This window comes from Burkholderia sp. BCC0405 (assembly GCF_902833075.1).
GTDB lineage: Bacteria > Pseudomonadota > Gammaproteobacteria > Burkholderiales > Burkholderiaceae > Burkholderia.
On sequence record NZ_CADFEO010000012.1, the window covers coordinates 246,836 to 263,709 of the forward strand.

A 16,874-nucleotide genomic window follows, 5' to 3' on the forward strand; every position below is an offset into this window, starting at 1 on the left:
CAGATTCGCTTACGTCGCAGGCAATCGACACGCGCTCCCCGCGTCGCGATGATGGCGCCAGCGACGCACGAACCGCATCACATCGAGGAGCCTGCCATGACCGCCTACACCTTGCGCTCCATCGGCTCGCCGACGACGAACCCGCCGCCCTGGAACCGCTGCGCGGGATCGTCGTAGTCGGCGGTCGGCGCCGTCACCGGGAACAGCCCGGCGAACTGCTCGGAGCTGTCGCGCGGACGGAAGCCGAGGAAGCCCACCTTCGTGTTGTCCCACCACTTCACCGGGTTGTCCGACGCGCCGTACACGATCGCGTGCCCGACGCGGTTCGTCAGCAGCGAGCAGCGCACGAGCTCGATGAAGTCGCGATAGCTGAGGAACGTCACGAGCATGCGCGGATTCTTTGGCACTTCGAACGAAGAGCCGATCCGCAGGCACACGGTTTCGATCCCGAAGCGGTCGAAGTAGTAACGCGACAACGATTCGCCAAAGCACTTCGTCACGCCATACAGGCTGTCGGGACGCAGCGGCGAATCGGCGTCGAGCACCTCCGTGACCGGATGGAAGCCGATCGCATGGTTCGAGCTCGCGAACACGACGCGCTTCACGCCATGCTTGCGCGCGGCTTCGTACAGGTTGTACGTGCCGGTGATGTTCGCGCCGACGAGATCGTCGAACGGTGCGTCGACCGAAATGCCGCCGAGGTGGACGATCGCGTCCACGCCGTCGACGAGCTGCATCACCGCGGCCCGGTCGGCCAGGTCGACGACGCGGGTTTCTTCATGCGCAGCCGCGTCGCCGAGCGTCGCGATGTCGCTGACGCGCACGACGTCGGCCCAATCGGCAAGCGCGCTACGCAACTGGCGGCCGAGGTTGCCGGCCGCGCCCGTCAGCAGCAGGCGCCCGAACGGTTTGCGCGTGCCGGTGGATGAGGCGTTCATCGAATCTCCTTGAATCTGACCTGAAATCTGACTGAGGTGGAAAACGTTTTCCAACTATACGCGGGAGCGCCGCTGAACGTCAATGGTCGAACCCGTTGGCAACCATCCGCACTTTCCCGATATCGTCGCGTGGCCGCACGCCCCCTTTTTCTGCCACAATCCCGCGTTATCGAACGAAAACGTTACCCTTCCGATGAAAAAAGTTTCCCCGACGATCCGCGACGTGGCGGCGGAAGCCGGCGTGTCGGTCGCGACGGTATCGAAGTACGTGAACGGCACGCAGCGCTTCTCGCCGACCGTCGAAGCACGGCTCAAGGAAGCCATCGACCGGCTCGGCTACCGTTCGAACCCGCTCGCGCGCTCGATGATCACCGGCCGCACGCGCACGATCGGCCTCGTGATCCTCGACATCAGCAACCCGCACTTCACGAACGTGGTGAAGGGCGCGAACCGCGTCGCGCTGCAGCACGACTACACGCTGCTGCTCGTCGATACCGAGGAGAGCCAGGCACGCGAGCGCTCGCTGATCGAGGCGCTCGCGCAGCGCGTCGACGGGCTGATCGTCAGCACGCGGATGCCGGATGAAGAAGCCGGCTGGATGCTCGATCTCAACAAGCCGCTCGTGCTGCTGCGCCGCAGCCCCGGCCTGCCGATTCCGAGCGTCGGCATCGACAACCGGCTGTCGACCTACATGCTCGCGCGCCACCTGCTCAATCTCGGTCACACGCGCATCGCGTATCTCGGCTTCGGCACCGCGCGCGTGAACGACGAGCGGATCCAGGGGGCGCGCGACTGTCTCGCGGAAGCCGGGCTCACGCTCGACGTGCACGATGCGCATGCGCCGACCGCCGAGGCCGGCGAGCGGGCGTGCTCGCGCGTGATGCTCGGGCCGCAGCGCCCGCAGGCCGTAATCTGCTACAACGACCTGATCGCGCTCGGCTTCATGAAGGAAGCCGCGTCGCTCGGTTTCCGGCTGCCGCAGGACGTATCGGTCGCGGGTATCGACAACGTGCCGTACGGCGCATACGCGGCGCCCGCGCTGACGACCGTCGACATCCAGAGCGAGAACATGGGCGAACTCGCGATGCAGAAGCTGATCGATGCGCTCGCGGGCCGCACCGATGCGAGCTATTCGACGTTCGAGCCGCGGCTGATCATGCGCGCGTCGACGGCCGCGGCCGGCTGAGCGCCCTGCTTCGCGCCTTCAAAAGAAAATGCGCCGCCCTCGGGCGGCGCGTTCGCGTGGCGGCGCTCGATCACGCACTCATGCGTCAAGCTGCGCAGGCTTCATCTTCGGCGTGAGCACGTGCATCACGGCCAGCGCGATCAGGTAGGCCAATGCGCCGATCGCGAACAGCACCCAGTAGTGGCCCGTGCGCTGCAGCACCTGGCCGATCACTTCCGAGAACAGCACGCCGCCGATCGATCCGGCCATCCCGCCGATGCCGACCACCGATGCCACCGCGCGGCGCGGGAACAGGTCGGATGCGGTCGTGAACAGGTTCGCCGACCAGCCCTGGTGCGCGGCGGCGGCGAGGCCGACGATCAGCACCGCGACCCACAGGCTCTGCACCTGCGACACGAACGCGATCGGCAGCACGCAGCATGCGCAGATCAGCATCGCCGTCTTGCGCGCGCGGTTCACGCTCCAGCCCGCGCGCAGCAGCATCGACGACAGCCAGCCGCCGCCGATGCTGCCGACCGTCGTCAGCGCATAGATGCAGACGAGCGGCAGGCCGATGTGCTGCATGTCCATCCCGCGCGATTCGTTGAGCCACTTCGGCAGCCAGAACAGGTAGAACCACCACACCGGGTCGGTCAGGAACTTGCCGATCAGGAACGCCCACGTCTCGCGCTTGCGGATCAGTTCGCCCCAGCGCGGCGCACCGGCATTCGCGTTTGCCGCATCCATCGCTTCGGCTTCGTCGCGCGGCTCGTCGTACTCCGCGGCCAGCGCGCGCGTATCGGCCTGGCGATAGAACACGAGCCACACCGCGAGCCACACGAGGCCGATCGCGCCGATGATCACGAACGCCGCACGCCAGCCGTAGGCCACCGCGATCGCCGGGATGATCGCCGGCGCGAACACCGCGCCGATGTTCGCGCCCGAGTTGAAGATGCCGGTGGCGAGCGCGCGTTCGCGGCGCGGGAACCATTCGGCCGTCGTCTTGATCGCGGCCGGGAAGTTGCCGCCCTCGCCGACGCCGAGCAGCGCGCGCACGAACGCGAAGCCCATCACCGAGCCGACCGCCGCGTGCAACATCGCGGCGATGCTCCACACCAGCATCGCCAGCCCATACGAGATGCGCGTGCCGAGCCGGTCGACGATGCGCCCGAAGCCGAGCAGGCCCAGCGCATAGAACGCGGAAAACGCCATCACGATGCGGCCGTACTGCACCTGGCTCCAGCCGATGTCGTGCTGGAGCATCGGCGCGAGCAGGCCGAGGATCTGCCGATCCATGTAGTTGATGACGGTCGCGAAAAACAGCAGCGCACAGACGGTCCAGCGGTAGCGGCTGGCGGCAGCGCGCACGGCGCCGACGACGGCAGATTGCATGAATGTCTCCGATGCGCGGCCGCGCCGGTCGCGCCGCACGATGTTCGTTGCCCGGCGACCGGCGCCGGGGCGGACGGCGGCGCGCTGTCGCGCACGGCCGATTCCGCCGATCAATCTGGAAAACGTTTTTTAAAGAATAGGGCGTGTGCCGGCGCCCTGTCAGTCGGGGATTTCGATGAGTCATCTCAAATGGGTCGCCGCAAAAGAGACGACTGTTTCGCAACGTGGCATTAACCGTTTTTCCCGGATTTTCCCGGCGGGCGCGCGCGGGAACGGCGGTCGATACACAGGTCCGATTCCAGCCAGAATCGGGGGCCGGGATGGTTTACAGTCGCCTCATGCGCCTCGATCCCGACACCTGCTATGACGCCCTGCTTTCGCGGGATCGCCGCTTCGACGGCTGGTTCTTCGTCGGCGTGGCGACGACGGGCGTGTATTGCCGACCGGTCTGCCCGGTGAAGCCGCCGAAAGCGCTGAACTGCAGCTACTACCCGACCGCCGCAGCCGCCGAGAAAGCCGGCTTCCGACCCTGCCTGCGCTGCCGCCCCGAGCTCGCGCCCGGCCACGGGCTGCTCGACCTGTCCGGCAATCTCGCCGACGCGGCCGCCACGCTGATCGAGGACGGGTTCCTGAACGCGCATTCCGTCGAGGCGCTCGCGCAGCGCGTGGGCGTGACGGAGCGCCACCTGCGCCGGATCTTCGGTGCGCAGTTCGGCGTATCGCCGGTCGAGTTCGCGCAGACGCACCGGCTGCTGATGGCCAAGCGGCTGCTGACCGATACCGCGCTGCCGGTGGCCGTCGTGGCGTCGACGGCCGGGTTCGGCAGCGTGCGGCGCTTCAACGACCTGTTCCTGCAGCGCTACGGCCTCAATCCGCTGCGGCTGCGCAAAGGGGCGCGCGCGTCGGCCGACGGCGACATGACGTTCCCGCTGCCGTATCGCCCGCCGTTCGCGTGGGCCGACCTGATGCGCTTTCTCGCGCAGCGGCAGATCGCCGGTGCCGAGCGGGTCGATGCGCAGGGTTATGCGCGCGTCGTGGAATGGCCGAGCCGGAACGGCAACGGCAACGGCGGTAACGCGCGCGTCACCGGTTGGCTGTCCGTCGCGCATGTGCCGCAGCGCTTCGCGCTGGCCGTCACCGTGTCGCCCGCGCTGACGCCGGTCGTGCCGGCCGTGCTCGCGCGTGTGCGGCGGCTGTTCGATCTCGACAGCCGCCCCGACGTGATCGACGCGCATCTCGGCGAACTCGCGAGCGGCTCGCCGGGCCTGCGCGTACCGGGCGCGTTCGACGGCGTCGAGATCGCGCTCCGTGCGATCGCGGGCGAACGGCTTGCGGCAGCGCATGCCGGCACGCCTGTGCTGACACGCATCGCCCAACATTTCGGCACATCGGTGGACGGCGCACCGCCGGGCCTCACGCACGCGCTGCCATCCGCCGCGACGCTGGCCGCGCTGCCGCCTTCCGCGCTTGAAACGATCGGCATCGCGCGCGACGCCGCACAGGCGATCGTGTCGCTCGCCCGCGCCGTCGACGACGGCACGCTCTCGCTCGAACCGATGGCGCCGCTCGATACGACGCTCGACGCATTGCGCGCGCTGCCCGGCTTCGACGAACACGCGGTGCAGTACGTCGCGATGCGCGCGATGGCGTGGCCGAATGCGTTCCCGGCCGACGATGCGTGGCTTCCCGCCCGCGCCGAACGCGCCCGTGTGCCATCATCCGCGCCGCATGCGGCGCGCTGGGCGCCGTGGCGCGCGTATGCCGCACTGCACGTGTGGCGCCTTCATGGAGATGTGTTGCGATGACTCCCGCTCACCTGATTCCGAGCCCACTGGGCGACATCGCCGTGCGCATCGAGGACGATGCGCTGACCGGCCTCTACTTCGTCGGCCAGAAGTACTTCCCGCCGCTTGCGATCGTGACCGATTCGGACGCGGCCGCGAGGTCGCCGCTTGCGCGCAAGGTCGCGGAAGAAGTCGCCGAGTACTTCGCCGGCGCGCGCGAAACGTTCTCGGTGCCGATTCACTTGCGCGGCACCGCGTTTCAGCGACGGGTATGGAAGGCATTGCTCGCCATTCCGTTCGGCGAACTCGTGACGTACGGCGACATCACCGAACGCGTCGGGTTGCCGATGAGCGGCGCGCGCGCCGTGGGCGGTGCGGTCGGCCGTAACCCGGTGTCGATCATGGTGCCGTGCCATCGCGTGGTCGGCGCGTCGGGCAGCCTGACCGGCTATGCAGGCGGCATCGACCGCAAGCGCGCGCTGCTGTCGCTCGAAGGCGCGGGGTTCGAGCGCGGCGCCCGCCATCCGGTGCAGCAGGCGCTCGCGTTCTGAGTCGCGATACGCGGCCGCGTCAAGCGTTCAGCACGGGCCGGCGCGCTTCACGCTTCGCATACGCGCCGGGCGTCACGCGGAATTTCGCCTGGAACAGCGCGATGAACGACGACGTCGAGTCGTAACCCAGTTGCGCGGCCACCGAGCCGATCGGCTCGCCCGCGTCGAGCAGCGGCAGCGACGCCAGCAGCCGCACCGCCTGCCGCCATTCGGTAAACGACAGCCCCGTATCCTGCCGGAACAGCCGCGACAGCGTGCGACGCGTCGCGCCGACCTGATGGCCCCATTCGTCGAGATTGCGCGTATCGCCCGGATACGCATGCAACGCGCGCGCGATTTTCAGCAGACGCGGATCGCGCGGCAGCGGCACCGTCAGCGGCGCCTGCCGCATGCGTGCGATCCGGTCGGCGATCAGGCAGACGAGCGCACCGTCCGGCCCCGCCTCGTCGTAGTTCACCGGCAATTCAGCCGTGGCGAGCACCAGCTCGCGCAACAACGGCGTCATGCAGAGGATCGCGCAATCGTCATGCACGTCGTCGCGCGCGATCGCGGCATCGAGATACAGGCTGTGGAACGCGACGCCATCGCGCGTCGACACCGCGTGCGGCACGTGCGGCGGAATCCACATCGCATAGTGCGGCGGCAGCAGGTGCCGGCCCGACGGCGTCGCGACCTCGAGCACCCCGCTCATCGCATACATCAGCTGCGCCCACGGATGACTGTGCGCGTCGATGCTCACATTGCCGGGAATCCCGAACGCACGCACGTAAAGCGGCCTCGGCAGGCGCGCCATCGGCGGCACCGCGTAAGGGTCACCCGATTGTCCCGCCAGCAACATAAGACGTCCTCCGAAGGTCATTGCACGAACGAGTGCGATGCTACCGTGGCGGCTCTTCCTTCACACGGCTTCCACCCATGAGCGCTCATACCCGCACCACCCGCAAGACCGTCACTGCGATCCGTTCGACCAAGGGCATCGGCAGCCTCGTGTCGCTGACCGCGTATTCCGCGCCGATCGCGAAGCTGGTCGACGAGGTGGCCGACGTGATCATCGTCGGCGACTCCGTCGGCATGGTGCTGTACGGGATGCCCGATACGCTGCGCGTCACGCTCGACATGATGATTGCACACGGTGCGGCCGTCGTGCGCGGCGCCGCGCAGGCGTGCGTCGTCGTCGACCTGCCGTTCTCGACGTATCAGGAATCGCCCGCGCAAGCGTATCGCTCCGCCGCGCGTCTGCTCGCCGAAACGGGCGCACAGGCCGTGAAGCTCGAAGGCGGCGCCGAGATGGCCGACACGATCCGCTTCCTGACCGAGCGCGGCATCCCGGTGATGGCGCACGTCGGCCTCATGCCGCAGCAGGCCAACGCGACCGGGGGCTTCCGCGCACAGGGGATGGACCCGCGTTCGGCCGCGCAGGTGTTCGACGCGGCCTGCTCCGCGGAACGGGCAGGCGCGTTCTGCGTCGTCATCGAAGGCACCGCCGAGGCGCTTGCGCGACACCTGACGGAAACGCTGACGATCCCGACGATCGGTATCGGCGCATCGCCCGCATGCGACGGGCAGGTGCTCGTGACCGAGGACATGATCGGCGCATTCGACGCGTACACGCCGCGCTTCGTGAAGCGTTATGCCGATGCGAATGCGGTGACGCGCGATGCGATCCGCCGGTACGCGCACGACGTGCGCCAGCGTGCGTTCCCGGAACCCGCGCATTGCTTCGGGTACGGCAAGCCGCTGCAACTGCCGGACGCGGCTGATGCGGCTGCGTGATGGCACTACGGGCACGACGGGCACTACGCGCGCTTGCGCATCGCATGCGTGACCCGTGCATTCGCTTCGAACTTCGCGCGATGTGTCGAGAAGAACGTCCGCACGTTGCGGACGTTCGATGCGCCGGTGAACAGCCTTCGCGCGAATTCGTCGTATTCGGCGACATCGGCCAGATCGGCCACCACGACGAAATCGGGCCCCGGCGACACGCGGTAGCACTGCGTGACGGCCGGCTCCGCGCACACGTATGCTTCGAACGCGTCGTAGTCTTCTGCAGTCTGCCGGTCGAGACTGATCTCGATCAGCGCGGTGACGGCCGTGCCGATCGCCACCGGATCGAGCACCGCAACCTGCCGGCGAATCACGCCGGCCTCCGTCAGCCGGCGCACGCGGCGCATACAGGTGGGTGGCGACGACAGCGCGCGCTCGGCCAGTTGCAGGTTCGACACCGACGCGTCGTCCTGCAGGATCGCGAGAATGCGCAGGTCGAGATCGTCGAGGGTGATGCCGGCCATCGGCGGCTCCTTCCAGTCAGGGCGTGAAATTTAATTTCAATATGATAGCTGATCTGCTATTTGTTTCATCTGTTCGTGTATTTTGAAATTTAATTCCATTTGGCTCGCCCTACCATCGCTCTCACTGATCCAGACAGGACATTTAGGGAGCGCGATATGTGTGGAATTGTCGGGGCGGTCGCCCAGCGGGACATCCTGCCGAACCTGGTCGACGGCCTGAAGCGGCTCGAATACCGCGGCTACGATTCGTGCGGCGTCGTGGTGTACCGCGACCGGGCGCTGGCGCGCGCCCGCAGCGTCGACCGCGTGGCCAACCTGCAGCGCGAGATCGCCGGGCATGCGCTGTCGGGCTACACCGGCATCGCGCATACGCGCTGGGCCACGCATGGCGCGCCCGTCACGCTCAACGCGCACCCGCACTTCTCGCCGAGCGACGCCAATGCGCGCATCGCGCTGTCGCACAACGGGATCATCGAGAACTGCGATCAACTGCGCGCCGAGCTGCAGGCGCATGGCTACGTGTTCGCGAGCCAGACCGACAGCGAGGCGATCGCGCACCTGATCGATCATCTGTACGACGGCGATCTGTTCGATGCGGTGCGGCGTGCGGTCGCGCGACTGCGCGGCAGCTATGCGATCGCGGTGATGTGCCGCGACGAGCCGCACCGGATCGTCGGCGCGCGCGACGGGATGCCGCTCGTCGTGGGCGTCGGTGAAGGCGAGAATTTTCTGGCATCGGATGCGATTGCGTTGTCGGGGATCACGGATCGCATCGCTTACCTCGAGAACGGTGATGTTGCCGATATTCAGCTTCATCGCTACTGGATCGTCGATGCAGCCGGCCAGCGCGTCGAGCGCGCGGTGCAGCGGGTCGCCGCGCATAGCGGCGCGGCCGATCTCGGGTCGTATCGCTACTACATGCAGAAGGAGATCTTCGAGCAGCCGCAGGCGGTGGCCGATACGTTGCTCGATGTGTCTTCGATCATGCCGGAGTTGTTTGGTGACGGCGCGTGGCGGGTTTTCAATGATGTCGATTCGGTGTTGTTGCTCGCGTGCGGCGGCAGCTATCACGCGGCGCTCACGGCGAAGTACTGGATCGAGAGCATCGCGAAGCTGCCGGCCAGCGTGGAAATTGCAAGCGAGTTCCGGTATCGCGACAGTGTGCCGAATCCGCGCACGCTGGTTGTCGCGGTGTCGCAGAGCGGCGAGACGGCCGATGTGCTGGGTGCCGTGCATGTCGCCAAGCGCATTGGAATGATGCATACGCTCGCGATCTGCAACGTCGCGACGAGTGCGTTGATGCGCGAATGTGCGCTGCAGTTTGTCACGCGTGCGGGCGTCGAGATCGGGGTGGCTTCGACGAAGGCGTTCACGACGCAACTCGTTGCGTTGTTCCTGCTGACGTTGTCGCTTGCGCAGGTGCGCGGGCGGTTAAGTGACGACGAGGAGAAGGCGCATCTGCGTGCGCTGCGGCATCTGCCCGATGCGATGTCGAAAGTGCTCGCGCTGGAGCCGCAGATCATGGCTTGGTCGGAACTGCTCGCAAGACGCGACAACATGCTGTTTCTCGGGCGGGGGATGCATTTTCCGATCGCGCTCGAGGGCGCGTTGAAGATGAAGGAGATTTCTTATATTCACGCGGAGGCTTATCCGGCCGGCGAACTCAAGCATGGGCCGCTGGCGCTGGTGAGTAACGAGATGCCGGTGATTGCCGTTGCGCCTAATGACATGCTGCTCGAAAAGCTCCGGTCGAACATGCATGAGGTCAGTGCGCGGAATGGACGGCTTTTTGTCTTTGCGGATGTGGACTGTGGACTGGTGCCGAGCGACGGGATCGAGGTGATTCGGCTCAATGAGTACTACGGGCCACTTTCGCCAATTCTGCATACGGTGCCGATGCAATTGCTTGCGTATCACGCGGCGTTGGCAAGGGGGACGGATATTGATAAGCCTAGGAATCTGGCTAAGTCGGTGACGGTGGAGTGAGGGGGGCGGGGACCTATCCCCTGGCTCCCCGCCGTCACAACGTTGTTGCCCATTTCAACCAAATGGCATAGCCCACGCCTATTTGCCACCCACACTCAATCAGACTTACTTATTTACTGTATAAAAATACAGTTGTACCCCCTATACTGCCGGACACCGGCTGCGGAGCATTGGTCTTTTTTGTACTGGTTTGTCGCATAGAAGCATCGAGAAAGACTCGACCACATGACGAAAGTATGGCTATTTCGTAGCAGCCGCAGGAAGCCCGATAAAATCGCAACCTAATTGAGAGGTCGAATAATGAGCGGTGGGCACAGCAAGATTGAGTGGACGGAGCGCACATGGAATCCGACCGTGGGTTGCACAAAAATATCCAAGGGCTGCAAGAACTGCTACGCCGAAGGTATGGCAAAGCGTCTGCACGCAATGGGCACCCCGGGCTATGAGAACGGCTTCAAGCTGACCGTTCTGCCTAACCGCTTGGATGAACCGTTGAAGCGGAAAAGCCCGACGGTCTACTTCGTCAATTCGATGTCGGACCTTTTCCATCGCTCCGTTCCGGATGCCTACATTACGAAGGTTTTCGATTCGATCAGAGCGTGTCCGCAGCACACCTTCCAGATACTCACGAAGCGCGCAGAGCGACTGGCTACCTACTGCAGCCGTCGGGAAATGCCGGCGAATGCATGGCTCGGTGTAACCGTCGAGGACCGCCGGTATGGCCTACCGAGAATCGACGAACTGCGTCGTGTGGAAAGCCGCGTTCGTTTCTTGTCCGTCGAGCCGTTGCTCGAAGACCTAGGCCCCCTGAATCTCGAGAACATTGATTGGGTAATTGTCGGCGGAGAATCAGGCCCGAAGGCGCGCCCAATGCTCGAAGACTGGGTGCAGAACGTCAAAGTTCAGTGCGAAGAGCAAGGCGTGAAGTTCTTCTTCAAGCAATGGGGCACGTGGGGGAGCGACGGTGTGCGCCGCTCCAAGACCGCGAATGGCCGCCTTCTTGAAGGTCGCACTTGGGACGATATGCCCGAGCGAGTTTTGCCTACTTGACGACGCGGGCTAGAAGAAGTGCCGCTGCGGTGAGTATTCGATGATGTCGGTAGCGTTATATCGCTTAGACGGTCGCCGTGCTCGGTCTTCGTTATTCGTCACTACGATGGTGCCTGAGGAGTGCAGGCTTCGAAGCACCTTCTGCAAGCGAGCCTCGTCTGCGATTGTGTTCGAGATGTTTTTCGAAAACAGTTGCGCGACCGTTAGCGGCTGCGGCTCCTCTGACAATTTGCGACCGAGATCATCGGTCAGCGTTTCGATACAGCGTTCTTCCCCACTTCTATCGAACAGTAGGGACGACTGGCCGTTGTACTGCTCATCGCGCTTCGGGTTATAGCCAAGCATGAAGAGCCCGGGTTCAAGCTCGTGCCCGAACTCGCTTGAATGCTCCCAATGCAGCGACTTCATGACGTCATGTGCCTTGTAGACCCGCGATAAGTGCACCAGCCAGTAGCTCCATGGATTCGCTGAATCAGGCCGAACAAAGAACAATGTCATATACGGTGCCCCCGTCTCGGCTTTGATACCATGGGCGACGTACCGTTGTAGCGCTGCACGACCAAACTGTGCCTTGATTTGTCCCAGTTGCTCCCACGGAATATATTCTTCAAGGTCAACCCCACGGACCGCCTTCCGGTTCGGCTCTCTGTTGCTGATGTATGTGAGAAGAGAATCGACATTGAAGGTCATGATGACCTCGGCGTTTGGTAGCTCCGTCATCAACCATCGAAGCGTGCTCATCGGTATGGCGTTGTAGCTGTACTGGTCAAGCAGAAATATTGCGCGCCCACCACGGCGCCGCGCCTTGATGCGCTGAACGATTTTCGGAAGCTCGTCAAGGAAACCAGCATTTCGGACGGTCGTTCGCTGATAGTCCATATCCGCGATAGCCCCTTCGGCTCGTCGCTTTTCCAAATGGCGGCGAAGATACTCCGCTGATTCTGGCCGCTTCTCCACAAAGAAGAACTCTGCATCTACTTCACGTGGCATACGGCGGCCAACGTTTAAGCGGGCGCGAGCCAAATGGGTTGCGCGCATCATCAAAGGTGGCGTGCCATCGACAGATTCCACCATCTCGCTGAGGTACTCCCCGCCACCGGCGAAACCGTCAACCAACGTCAAAGTTAGTTTGGGCATGGTCGGCAAAGACATCAGCGTCTCGATGTATTGCTGAACGTACTCTTCGACAATCGAATGCTTTACGGCACTATGCTGGTCGAGGATCGGCGGCCGTTGCCCGACTTGCCAGAGATACTTATCTTCTGTCTTTGCCATTCGTTGTGTAATGGGGCTCTTGGTCTCTTGAAAGATTATCAGGTTTTAGTAAATATTTCGAAATAGCGGCATACTATTTCATCCCCATTGCCCCTCCAAAAACACGAGACACAAAGCGTGAACAGCAAACACGAAGACGAGGTGGCCATCGATCCAGCCGATGGTTTGCCGGTCATGAAGGTTGGCGCATGGTCTGAAGACAAGCACGTGGCGCTGTCACGCTACGTCGACGCCGCCCGAATGGCCCGTGGGAAATGGCCTTACGCGTCGTTCATTGACCTCTTCTCTGGTCCAGGACGCGTCATGAACCGAGATTCAAGAACAATCTCGGACGGTGGAGTGTTGTCGGCATGGCGCATGTCGAAAAAGGGCGGCGCTCCGTTCAGCGAGATTTATATCGCTGATGCGGACGTTGACAGCGTAGAAGCATGCGCAACCCGACTTCGCACCGCCGGCGCCCACGTCCATGCGTGGGTCGGAAAAGCCTCTGAAACCGTCGACTGGGTGCTCGACGCGCTTCCGGCGGGATTACACTTCGCCTTTCTCGACCCGTTCAACATCGAACATCTGGATTTCGAGATTATCCGCAAGCTGTCTTCGCGACGAAGCATCGACATTTTGATTCACTTCAGCGTGATGGATGTTCAGCGAAACATTGGTGCTGACTTTAATCTGACCAGTTCCAGGTTGGATGCGGCAGCGCCCGGCTGGCGCAACAACTTGCGGCTTGATGCGGTCCCAAAGCGCGAACAGGTGGGTGCTTACTTGGAATACTGGGAATCGCTTGTGACCGACCTGACGAAGATGCAGGTTGCGCAGAGCAAGCCGCTGTTCGTCAATATGAACAAGGGGCCTCTCTACCGACTAATTCATCTTTCCCGTCATCCTCTCGCGACGAAGCTTTGGAATGACGCGGCGCTACCCAGCTCGCGCCAACAGTCGCTGCCGGGGTTCTAAATCAACGGGGCTCCTCGCTCGTCGCTAGCCGAGCAGTCAATGGGCGGCACGCGGCCGCACGGACACCTAGTTCTGACTGTTCGTACCATGCCGTACTAACCACAACTTTGCCGTTGATCTGAAATCTCAAGGAGCCGTCTTACCCGACCCGCAGACGGTTCATACGGATCAAGTCTGTCCGGAAACTGGTATCTGGAAAGCACAGGGACACAACGTTCCCGGCGTGATGGTGCAACAGGGCGAGCGCATGCCGGAAGTGTTTGCGCCTGACCGGTCAGGCGCATACCATTCGCACCCTGCGCTCTGGGAGCTTGAATGCAAAGCCTGACTCACCGACGAATTCACGAAGCCGCACGCATAATTCGCAACGCGTGCGGTCTTGCCCGACTTGTCACCTTACTTCGCAACAAGAAAACAGTCGCGACTCCTCCTGATCCGGATTGCCATTTTGTAGATGCGTTGACGACGAGAATCCATCGTCCTCTGCCGGCCGCTCCCCGGCGCCTATTCGGAGACAGCAGCCAAACCGCCCCGAACGAAATGATGCTCGATCCTCGTGCGAAGCACCCCATCGAGCGCGGCAAGTCGCTCGCGCAACCGAACCGCCTGCCTTTCCGTCATTTCCCCGAGAACGATTTTCTGCTCCAGAACATCCCCACAGCGGGCGATGGCCCAGCGGTCAACCGTGGCGGTTTCACCTTCGAGTACGGCGGCCGCTGTCGAGACGATGCCTGGATTCAATCCCGATACGAGATGAACCGTATGCGTCAGCGTGAAACCAGGAAGGAGATGCGACCAGTCGTCACAGACTGCGGGGCAGGAAGCAGAGGTAACTTGACGCATGGTTGCTCCGGATGAGTGGTTATCGAACCGGTGCCAGCCATGCTGCTCCCGTTTCGTTGCCGTAGATCGGCCGCATCGCCTCGAGGGCGTCCACCTTGCCCGGGAGGGCAGGTTGGCGTCGGATAGTCCGACTCTGGATGCTTGAATTCTTACGTTCGGCATTCCGAACGTGGGTTCATTATACCGAAATTCGGATAGCGGACAAGAAGTGCCGGCGGAGCCCTACCTTGGTCGGGTGTCGAGATTCATTCTACTAGGAACTTTGTTCACTCAACGCCGACCTCTAAAGTTACTTCAAGGTTGTGGTCGAAGCCGGTCCACCGGCCTCAAGGTTGTTCTGTGGCTCGGTTCGGCCAGGCGCAATCACTGGTTGGTTTGGGGTCTCGGGCGCACAAGCGTCCGTTTAGCCTCCGTTACCGCTCGTCAGAGTGTTTGGCGGGGTGTTAGAAGCCAGAGCGCGTGCCCCAATCTCTGGGACACGCGTTCATTGACGAATGTACAGAACGTGGTACAATGATTCTTGTTGTACTGTGCGGCAGACACAGCATCTCTCCCTGTCCGGAGAGTGTCCGCTGTTACGAGCCTCCGGCCTGACAATGATCTAATACCTGAAACTGATCCTGACGCCGCTCACTGAAAATTGAACTGATACTGTCAAAGCTAAACGACTACTGACCTCGATACTGATACTTCTGGCGCTAATTTACCTATCTATCTGACTGACGAATATTTGCCGGGATCGGACAGGATCCCTTGGAGCTCTTGATGAACATCCTGACTTTCAGCGAGGCGCGAGCCGGCCTGAAGCAGGCGATGGACGACGTTTGCCGGGATCACGAGCCTGCTGTGATCACCCGGCAGCGCGGAGAGCATGTGGTACTGATGTCGCTTGACGACTTCAACAGCATGCAGGAGACCTTGCGGTTGCTTGAGTCTCTTGCCAATGCGAAACGGCTCAGCGAGTCCATCGCCCAATTCAATGCTGGCACGACCTCCATTCGAGGTTTGATTAATGAACCAGCAGAAAAAGAAGGCCCGGAACAAAGCCGAGGCCGTAAGCGCAGTTAAGGTTGCGTGGTCTGACCATGCATGGGATGACTACCTGTTCTGGCAAAAAACCGACATGGCAATCGTCCGCGAGATTAATGGTTTGCTCGAAGAGATCTCGCGCGATCCGTTTCGAGGGACCGGCAAACCCGAGCCCCTAAAAGGAAGTCTCACTGGCTTCTGGTCTCGCCGGATCACCAAAGGCGACCGCCTGGTGTACGTGGTTCAAGCAGGTGTGATCCACGTGATGCAATGCCGCTACCACTATTAACCTGACTAAGAGCACCGGAGACGGTGCTCTTTTTTTATGGCTTAGGTAGTTTTCAAACGGGCGGCTTTGATTGCTACACCATTTCTCCGGCATTCGGGGATGAACGAGCATGGCATCGATCTTAATTGGTTTAATCGACTGGCCAGCGCCCGCAATTCCATCGTACACGTCGGCATTTTTCTGGCCCTCGACACCACCGAGCCTCCTTGGGGCCAGCTGTTGGCCAAAGGAAATATCAAACAGTTCGGTGGTCCGCGCACCGACGGGAGGTTCTCCAGCGTGGAGGTCATGGACGGTTTCCTGGGATGCAAGGAAGCGATGCAGGCGCATCTCCTCGCCCTGTTCGAAACCACGAAGCGATCGCGCTTTCGTGCACCACCCTCTGAGCATGGTGAAGTCCGCTCAATGCCTGTGAACAGTCACCGTAGAATCTGAAACTGTATGTCCGCTTCGGGTCGATGAGAGCCGATCACCCGTGCGCGACCGAGCCCAGCTGCCCTTGGAAGTTCAACGTTGAACGAACCGCGAATTCAACATTGAATGAGCGCGTTTGCCGATAGGCCGTGTCCGGCTCGCGCGTCGGAACCAGATTGAGTGAATCTCGACATCGGGTGGCGCACCCGATCCGGCCTGCGTATAGGAGCCGAGCTCGACGATGCGATCTCGTACATGCCGACGAAACGACCCGCAGACGATATGAAGCGCGGCACTGCAGCCCCGTCAAAACACCGTATGCACCCCCACCCGCGCCACCGTCTGACTCGCCGAACTCGAAGCCCCATTCGGATCGAGCACGCCATTGACCTGCGCGTTCGCGCCGCTGTTCGCCCGCTGATAATCCACCGACACATAGACCACCGTCCGCTTCGAGAACAGGTACTGAAGCGCCACGCTGACCTGGTGAGCGTGGTTGTCGTTCACCGCTTCATTGCCCTTCATGTACATGTATTTCGCCCCCAGCACGACATCCGGCCGCACGTGCCACAACCCGCCCGCTTCGGCCATCCACACCCCGACATCGTTGAACGAATTCCGCACGGTGGTCACCAGCGCACTGGCGGTCACGACACCGAAGTCGTAGTGCATCCCGACGCCCCAGTTGCGCACGCTGGTGGACGGCACGCCGGGCGCCGGGCCGTACTTCTCGTTCGTATAAGCCGCGCCCACACCAAACGCGCCCGCTTCATAGTTCAACCCGGCGCTGACTGCATTGTCTGCACCGACCGAACCGGCTGGAGCAGCCCCCTGAAGCGCCGGACACAGTCACCCACTTACAATAACGGGTAGGCATACGACTGTGTTTTTGACTAACACCAGGCAGGAAGTG

General features: G+C 62.6%; 16 protein-coding genes, 1 pseudogene and 1 riboswitch. Of the genes and pseudogenes, 10 read left to right on the forward strand and 7 right to left on the reverse strand.

What is annotated here, in order from left to right:
* Positions 1-104 precede the first annotated feature (104 nt).
* Entirely contained in the window at positions 105-938 is an 834-nt protein-coding gene (locus HWX36_RS21595; protein WP_175954538.1) for an NAD(P)-dependent oxidoreductase, read from the reverse strand.
* An 82-nt stretch (positions 939-1,020) separates the two neighbouring features.
* Here HWX36_RS21595 and HWX36_RS21600 point away from each other — a divergent pair, with 82 nt between their 5' ends.
* Positions 1,021-2,124 (forward strand): LacI family DNA-binding transcriptional regulator, encoded by a 1,104-nt coding sequence (locus HWX36_RS21600; RefSeq protein WP_175954540.1) that lies wholly within the window; start codon positions 1,021-1,023, stop codon positions 2,122-2,124.
* A 78-nt stretch (positions 2,125-2,202) separates the two neighbouring features.
* Here the strand turns inward: HWX36_RS21600 and HWX36_RS21605 are convergent, their stop codons facing one another.
* Positions 2,203-3,495, reverse strand: a complete 1,293-nt coding sequence (locus HWX36_RS21605; RefSeq protein WP_175954542.1) for an MFS transporter — start codon at positions 3,493-3,495, stop codon at positions 2,203-2,205.
* 320 nt (positions 3,496-3,815) lie between these two features.
* Here HWX36_RS21605 and HWX36_RS21610 point away from each other — a divergent pair, with 320 nt between their 5' ends.
* Together HWX36_RS21610 and HWX36_RS21615 are read left to right on the forward strand one after the other, a co-directional pair.
* Complete coding sequence (locus HWX36_RS21610) at positions 3,816-5,300, forward strand: DNA-3-methyladenine glycosylase 2 family protein (RefSeq protein WP_175954544.1); 1,485 nt, start codon at positions 3,816-3,818, stop codon at positions 5,298-5,300.
* Positions 5,297-5,830 (forward strand): methylated-DNA--[protein]-cysteine S-methyltransferase, encoded by a 534-nt coding sequence (locus HWX36_RS21615; RefSeq protein WP_175954546.1) that lies wholly within the window; start codon positions 5,297-5,299, stop codon positions 5,828-5,830. The genes HWX36_RS21610 and HWX36_RS21615 overlap by 4 nt, the downstream gene beginning before the upstream one ends.
* Before the next feature lie 19 nt (positions 5,831-5,849).
* On the opposite strand, the gene HWX36_RS21620 is transcribed toward HWX36_RS21615, so the two are convergent.
* Positions 5,850-6,668 (reverse strand): helix-turn-helix transcriptional regulator, encoded by an 819-nt coding sequence (locus tag HWX36_RS21620; protein ID WP_175954548.1) that lies wholly within the window; start codon positions 6,666-6,668, stop codon positions 5,850-5,852.
* Between the two features lie 77 nt (positions 6,669-6,745).
* Here HWX36_RS21620 and panB point away from each other — a divergent pair, with 77 nt between their 5' ends.
* On the forward strand, positions 6,746-7,603 hold the full coding sequence (gene panB, locus HWX36_RS21625; RefSeq protein ID WP_175954550.1) for a 3-methyl-2-oxobutanoate hydroxymethyltransferase: 858 nt from the start codon (positions 6,746-6,748) through the stop codon (positions 7,601-7,603).
* Positions 7,604-7,626: 23 nt separating this feature from the next.
* Here panB and HWX36_RS21630 read toward each other — a convergent pair whose 3' ends face one another.
* Positions 7,627-8,118 (reverse strand): Lrp/AsnC family transcriptional regulator, encoded by a 492-nt coding sequence (locus HWX36_RS21630; protein ID WP_021160045.1) that lies wholly within the window; start codon positions 8,116-8,118, stop codon positions 7,627-7,629.
* 156 nt (positions 8,119-8,274) lie between these two features.
* Between HWX36_RS21630 and glmS the strand changes: the two genes are divergently transcribed.
* Both glmS and HWX36_RS21640 read left to right on the forward strand, forming a co-directional pair.
* Positions 8,275-10,104: a glutamine--fructose-6-phosphate transaminase (isomerizing) gene (glmS, locus tag HWX36_RS21635; protein WP_175954552.1), complete on the forward strand. Its 1,830-nt coding sequence runs from the start codon at positions 8,275-8,277 to the stop codon at positions 10,102-10,104.
* Positions 10,105-10,404: 300 nt separating this feature from the next.
* Positions 10,405-11,154, forward strand: coding sequence for a phage Gp37/Gp68 family protein (locus tag HWX36_RS21640; RefSeq protein ID WP_175954554.1), 750 nt, complete (start codon positions 10,405-10,407; stop codon positions 11,152-11,154).
* 9 nt (positions 11,155-11,163) lie between these two features.
* Here the strand turns inward: HWX36_RS21640 and HWX36_RS21645 are convergent, their stop codons facing one another.
* Positions 11,164-12,429 carry a three-Cys-motif partner protein TcmP gene (locus HWX36_RS21645; RefSeq protein WP_175954556.1) on the reverse strand — a complete coding sequence of 422 codons (1,266 nt, stop codon included), beginning with the start codon at positions 12,427-12,429 and terminating at the stop codon, positions 11,164-11,166.
* A gap of 117 nt (positions 12,430-12,546) precedes the next feature.
* Here HWX36_RS21645 and tcmP point away from each other — a divergent pair, with 117 nt between their 5' ends.
* The gene (tcmP, locus tag HWX36_RS21650; RefSeq protein ID WP_244136485.1) at positions 12,547-13,386 is read left to right on the forward strand and encodes a three-Cys-motif partner protein TcmP; all 840 of its coding nucleotides are present in this window, start codon (positions 12,547-12,549) and stop codon (positions 13,384-13,386) included.
* 504 nt (positions 13,387-13,890) lie between these two features.
* Here the strand turns inward: tcmP and HWX36_RS21655 are convergent.
* Positions 13,891-14,229, reverse strand: a complete 339-nt coding sequence (locus HWX36_RS21655) for a hypothetical protein (protein ID WP_175954558.1) — start codon at positions 14,227-14,229, stop codon at positions 13,891-13,893.
* Between the two features lie 42 nt (positions 14,230-14,271).
* Positions 14,272-14,375, reverse strand: a riboswitch (SAM-I-IV-variant riboswitch).
* A 619-nt stretch (positions 14,376-14,994) separates the two neighbouring features.
* Here HWX36_RS21655 and HWX36_RS21660 point away from each other — a divergent pair.
* From HWX36_RS21660 to HWX36_RS21670, 3 genes are all read left to right on the forward strand, one after another.
* Complete coding sequence (locus tag HWX36_RS21660) at positions 14,995-15,297, forward strand: type II toxin-antitoxin system prevent-host-death family antitoxin (RefSeq protein WP_175954560.1); 303 nt, start codon at positions 14,995-14,997, stop codon at positions 15,295-15,297.
* Positions 15,242-15,547: a Txe/YoeB family addiction module toxin gene (locus HWX36_RS21665; protein WP_175954562.1), complete on the forward strand. Its 306-nt coding sequence runs from the start codon at positions 15,242-15,244 to the stop codon at positions 15,545-15,547. The genes HWX36_RS21660 and HWX36_RS21665 overlap by 56 nt, the downstream gene beginning before the upstream one ends.
* A gap of 99 nt (positions 15,548-15,646) precedes the next feature.
* A complete protein-coding gene (locus HWX36_RS21670) occupies positions 15,647-15,982 on the forward strand; it encodes a hypothetical protein (RefSeq protein WP_175954564.1) in 336 nt (111 codons plus the stop codon).
* A 285-nt stretch (positions 15,983-16,267) separates the two neighbouring features.
* On the opposite strand, the pseudogene HWX36_RS21675 reads toward HWX36_RS21670, so the two are convergent.
* A pseudogene (locus tag HWX36_RS21675) lies at positions 16,268-16,780 on the reverse strand (porin); the annotation flags it as partial.
* Between the last annotated feature and the right edge of the window lie 94 nt (positions 16,781-16,874).